Consider the following 5,096-nt stretch of genomic DNA (forward strand, 5'->3'; position numbering starts at 1 on the left):
GCGCGCCACTATCGACGCCATCTCATAACGAGTCGCCGGCTGGGCACCCTTGAATGCGATTTACAGCTTTTTGCTAATCTTTTTGATATGTTTATATACTTTAGGCATTCTAATTCATTAACATATAGTATTTTCTATATGCTTTATGCTGACTATATCGTCCTGTTTTTCGCACATTGTTACACAAGCGTTATACGCTGGCGGTTTTTGCCTGGTATGCGTAGCGTGCCGGGATACGAAAAACACCGGCGCTTTTGTGTCTCGCCGGTGTTTTTGTAGGTCGTTTGTTTTTGTTTAAAGCGGGTTGTATTCGGTCTTTGTCTGCGCGATGAATTCGTCGAAAGTCATCGAGCCCATGTCGCCTTTTGAGCGCTCGCGCACCGCGACGGTGCCGTTTTCGGCTTCTTTAGCGCCGATTACGAGCATGTAGGGGATTTTCTGGAGCTGCGCGTCGCGGATTTTTTTGCCGAGTTTTTCGTCGCGCTGGTCTATCTCGACGCGGATGCCGGCCTCGCGCAGTTTCGCGGCGGTCTCTTCCGCGTAGGGGATATAGTCCTGCGCCACGGGCAGCAGGCGCGCCTGTACCGGCGCGAGCCAGAAGGGGAACGCGCCGGCGTAGTTCTCGATGAGTATGCCCATGAAGCGTTCGAGGCTGCCGAGTACCGTGCGGTGCAGCATGACGGGGCGGTGCTCCGCGCCGTCTTTGCCGATGTAGGTCATGTCGAACTTTTCGGGCATCTGGAAGTCGAGCTGTATCGTGCCGCACTGCCATGTGCGCCCGATGCAGTCTTCGAGATGGAAGTCTATCTTCGGGCCGTAGAACGCGCCGTCTCCTGGGTTGAGTTTGTATTCGGTTCCAGTCTCTTCGAGGGCCTCTTTAAGGCACTGCTCGGCGAGGTCCCAGAGTTTTGGGTCGCCCATGGAATCTTCGGGGCGCGTCGAGAGCTCCACGTGGTATTTGAAGCCGAATACGTCCTGATAGAAGTAGCGGTCAAGCTCCATTATCGCCTTTATCTCGTCCTTTATCTGCTCCGGCGTGCAGAAGATGTGCGCGTCGTCCTGCGTGAAGGCGCGCACGCGCATGAGGCCGTGGAGCGCGCCAGAGCGCTCGTGGCGGTGGACGAAGCCGAGCTCGCCGACGCGCATCGGGAGCTCGCGGTAGCTGTGGATGTCGTTCTTATAGACGAGTATGCCGCCCGGGCAGTTCATCGGCTTTATCGCGAACGGCTCACCGTCTATCTCGGTGAAGTACATGTTCTCCTTGTAGTGATCCCAGTGACCGGAGCGCAGCCAGAGCGCGCGGTCGAGGATCATCGGCGTCTTTATCTCGACGTAGCCGCGTTTCGTGTGCTCCTTGCGCCAGAGGGCCTGGAGCGTGTTCATGATGACCATGCCCTTCGGGTGGAAGAAGGGGAAGCCTGGGCCTTCGGGATGGAGACTGAAGAGGTCCAGCTCCCTGCCAAGCTTGCGGTGGTCGCGCGCCTTAGCCTCCTCAAGACGTTTGAGGTAGGCTTTCAGCTCGTCCTCGCTGCCGAAGGCCGTGCCGTAGACGCGCGTCAGCATTTCGTTGTTTTCGTCGCCGTGCCAGTACGCGCCGGCGAGCGACAGCAGCTTGAAGAATTTGCAGCATCCCGTGTGCGGGACGTGCGGGCCGCGGCAGAAGTCCGTGAAGTCGCCCTCCGTGTAGGTCGAGAGCGTTTCGCCCTCAATGCCCTCAATAAGCTCGACCTTGAGATCCTCGCCCATTTCAGAGAACTTTTTGACCGCCTCGTCCTTCGACAGCTCACTGCGCACGAGCGGGATTTTCTCCTGCGATATGCGGCGCATCTCGGCCTCTATCTTCGGGAGGTCGTCGTCTGATATCGGCTGCGGGAAACGAATGTCGTAGTAGAATCCGTCCTTTATCGCCGGGCCGATGCCGAACTTCGCGCCGGGCCACAGGCGCAGCACCGCATGCGCAAGCAGGTGCGCCGTAGAGTGGCGCAGAAGGTCGAGCCCCTGCTCACAGTCAGGGAACAGCGGCGTGAACTCAGTATCCTCCGTGAAAACTTTGTCGCAGTCGACGACCTCGCCGCCGACCGTCATGCCAATCGCCTTTTTAAGATGCCACTGATCGAGCAGCTCGCGCACCGTCGCGTGCTCCGCCTCATAGTGCTTTCCCTCCGGCGTTGTAAAATGTGCCATGTTTCTTCCTCCTTACTGTAAATGAAAAGCCGCCTCCGATTGCTCAGAGGCGGCCTGAAATTCCGCGGTTCCACTCCGATTCAGCTTCCATACGGAAGCCCTCTCGCGCGCTGTAAGGGGCGCTCCCCGGCGTCTTATCCGCCTATGCGGCTTCGGCGTCCGCTCTGGGGTGGTCTTCCTGGCTTGTCCGCGAGAAATCTTCCAGCTCCGCAAAAGCGGGATTCCCTCTCTGTCACGGCGCGCGGCCCATACTCTCCCCATCATCGCGCAATGTTCACAACTTTTGATTTTATACAGCCGCAGCGCGCTTTTGTCAAGGCATGTGCGCATGGGATTGAATACACGGACAGCATACTGGATACACCAGTTTGTATAACGCCTGTGTAACAATGTGCGAAAAACAGGATGATATAGTCAGCATAAAGCATATAGAAAATACTATATGCCAATGAATTAGAATGCCTAAAGTATATAAACATATCAAAAAGATTAGCAAAAAGCTGTAAATCGCATTCAAGGGTGCCCAGCCCGCGACTCGTTATGAGATGGCGTCGATAGTTGCGCGCGCTCTCGTGACGGTTGACGCGGAGAAGGCCAGCAAGCAGGATATGGAACTCCTCAAGAAGCTCGTCATGGAATTCAAGGATGAGCTCGACGCCCTCGGCGTGAAGGTCGATTCCCTCGACAAGCGCGTCGCGGTGCTCGAGGACAACCTCGGCGGATGGAAGATAGGCGGACAGTTCTGGTTCGACGCGAACTTCGCGGGCGGCGACCAGGAGAGCAGCAATTACACCGAAGGCCGTCACGACAACGACTTCCAGAAGGACCGTATCCGCTTCACTCTCCAGAAGCAGATAAGCGAAACGACGAGCTTCTACGCTCAGTTCCGCGCCGGTTCTGAATCCGCGGGCGCGGGCACGAGCGGCTACGGCGACGTCACCCAGTTCAACCTTCGTCAGGTCTGGGTCGACACCGTCCTTCCGTGGGATATCAACTTCCGCGTCGGACGTTTCTTCCTCGACTTTGAAGACGACCACGGACTCTATGTCGATAACGAGCCTATCTACGGCGACTACCGCGTAGACGGTTTCATGCTCCAGAAGTCTTGGACGAACTTCCAGGCGAAGGCCATCATAGGCCGCAACGCCGGATTCGAGCCGGGCGGCTGGTCTTCCCTTACTTACGACGAGTCCGACAATGAAGTTGTTGAAAATGTGATGAACAACTACATGACCTACGCCCTCGACCTCACCTGGCAGCCGTCGGAGAACTTCTTCCTCGGAGTCAACGGCGTGTGGCTCGCCGAGGACGGCGACGTTGACTATGTGAGCAATAGTAGGGGAGAGGGCGACTACGGCGACGTGCAGACTTACAGCGTCTACGCCGGATACAACTTCACGCCCGCCATCGCGCTCCAGGCCGCTTACTACTTCCAGGATCTCGACAATCCGACGGTCAACGGAAACGCCTACGCCACGCTGGGCAGTGAAGACAGCCCGCAGGCTTGGAAGGTCATCCTCGACCTCAAGCAGGATCTCCTGAAGTTCACGGCTCTGCGCTTTGAGTACATGCAGATAGACAACACTTTCTTCGGCCCCAACGATCCTTACAGCTGGGAAGCCGATTCCGCGACCGGCGCCTCCATCATGGATAACTTCGAGTACGCTGACCCCGAAGGCACCTCGAAGCTCTTCTACGTAAGGGCCGAGCAGAAGTGGAATGACAAGTGGAGCAGCTATCTGCAGTACAGAATGGTCGACTATGACACCGACTGGCTCGACGACGCGCAGAACTTCGGCATCGGCGTAACCTATCAGTACACGCCGGCCATCGCGTTCCGCCTCGCCTACGACCATGTGGACTACGGAGACGACAATATCGCCGGCTACAGCGACGCCGACCACGTCTTCCAGTTCCGTACGTCGATCAATTTCTAACCCGACTCCTGTACTGAATACAACATCAACACAACAAAACAGAGGCCTTCGGGCCTCTGTTTTGTTAATTGCGAAAGCAGTTGTTACACATACGTTACACAGAAAAGGCGTTTTCTGAGAGTCGCCCGGCATTATCATTCAAGTTATCATAAACGAAAGAAAGCAAATATTCAGCCAGCCTTGTGTTTGAACGGAGGCTGTAAAAAATATATAAAATTTTAGATTTTTATACCTAGGAGGAAATATTTTGAAGAGAAGATTACTAAAAACGCTCATTCCTTTGCTCGTCATCGCGGTTTTTGTCGGCGGCTTCGCGGCGCAGAGCTTTGCGGCTGCTCAGTTCGACCGGGTGCTCGATAGGTGGCAGAAGTCGAGGAAATATATCGGAGACGACGATATAAGCAATCTGACGATGCGCGCGACGTATTATTCGGCTGAGTTTATCGAGGCTTACGTGCAGAGCGAGGCGGGAAAAAATCTCTGGACGGAGCAGGAGACGGAGGATTATAAATTTAAATTCCTCAAGGCGCTGCGGCTCGAAGAGATGATACCTATACAGATAGAGTTTGACAACAACGCAGAGACGATGCACCCCGGGCCGTTCGACATCATGGTGAGCCTGATAATCAAGAACAAGCGCTATAAGCCTGTCGATTACGACAAGCGGTTTAATTTCGCGTTTCAAGGAAAGAAGGAGGGGCTCGTCTATTTCCCGCGCTATGACGAGAAGACGGGCAAGGATCTGCTTGAGGGAGTGAACAGCGTGACGCTGGAAATCCGCGGCACCGTCGCGCCGACGATAACGCGCGGCAATCCTACGCGTTTCCAGTGGGACGTGTCGCGCGACGACCCGTCGAAGCTCTACCAGGGGACGACGGCGGCGCGTATCGAGACGGACCGCCTTATCAAGCGTCTCGAGAATCTCCGTAAGGACGAATCATCCGAGCAGGCGCGCCTCGACGCCATCAAGGACGA

The 5,096-nt window shown here is 55.7% G+C and carries 3 protein-coding genes; 2 read left to right on the forward strand and 1 reads right to left on the reverse strand.

The window, feature by feature from the left end:
- Nucleotides 1-294: 294 nt before the first annotated feature.
- Entirely contained in the window at nucleotides 295-2,184 is a 1,890-nt protein-coding gene (gene thrS, locus B5F39_RS13790; RefSeq protein WP_087368699.1) for a threonine--tRNA ligase, read from the reverse strand.
- A gap of 545 nt (nucleotides 2,185-2,729) precedes the next feature.
- Here thrS and B5F39_RS13795 point away from each other — a divergent pair.
- The gene (locus B5F39_RS13795) at nucleotides 2,730-4,121 is read left to right on the forward strand and encodes a hypothetical protein (RefSeq protein ID WP_087368701.1); all 1,392 of its coding nucleotides are present in this window, start codon (nucleotides 2,730-2,732) and stop codon (nucleotides 4,119-4,121) included.
- 247 nt (nucleotides 4,122-4,368) lie between these two features.
- Nucleotides 4,369-5,096, forward strand: a 728-nt coding sequence (locus B5F39_RS13800) for a hypothetical protein (protein WP_143330771.1), incomplete at its 3' end; no start/stop codon positions are given.

The organism is Cloacibacillus sp. An23, from assembly GCF_002159945.1.
In the GTDB taxonomy this organism is placed as follows: domain Bacteria; phylum Synergistota; class Synergistia; order Synergistales; family Synergistaceae; genus Caccocola.

Excerpts from the sequence above, each read along its gene's own strand:
- B5F39_RS13795 (WP_087368701.1), top strand. The coding sequence starts at position 2,730 with ATGGCGTCGATAGTTGCGCGCGCTCTCGTGACGGTTGACGCGGAGAAG.
- thrS (WP_087368699.1), bottom strand. The coding sequence starts at position 2,184 with ATGGCACATTTTACAACGCCGGAGGGAAAGCACTATGAGGCGGAGCAC.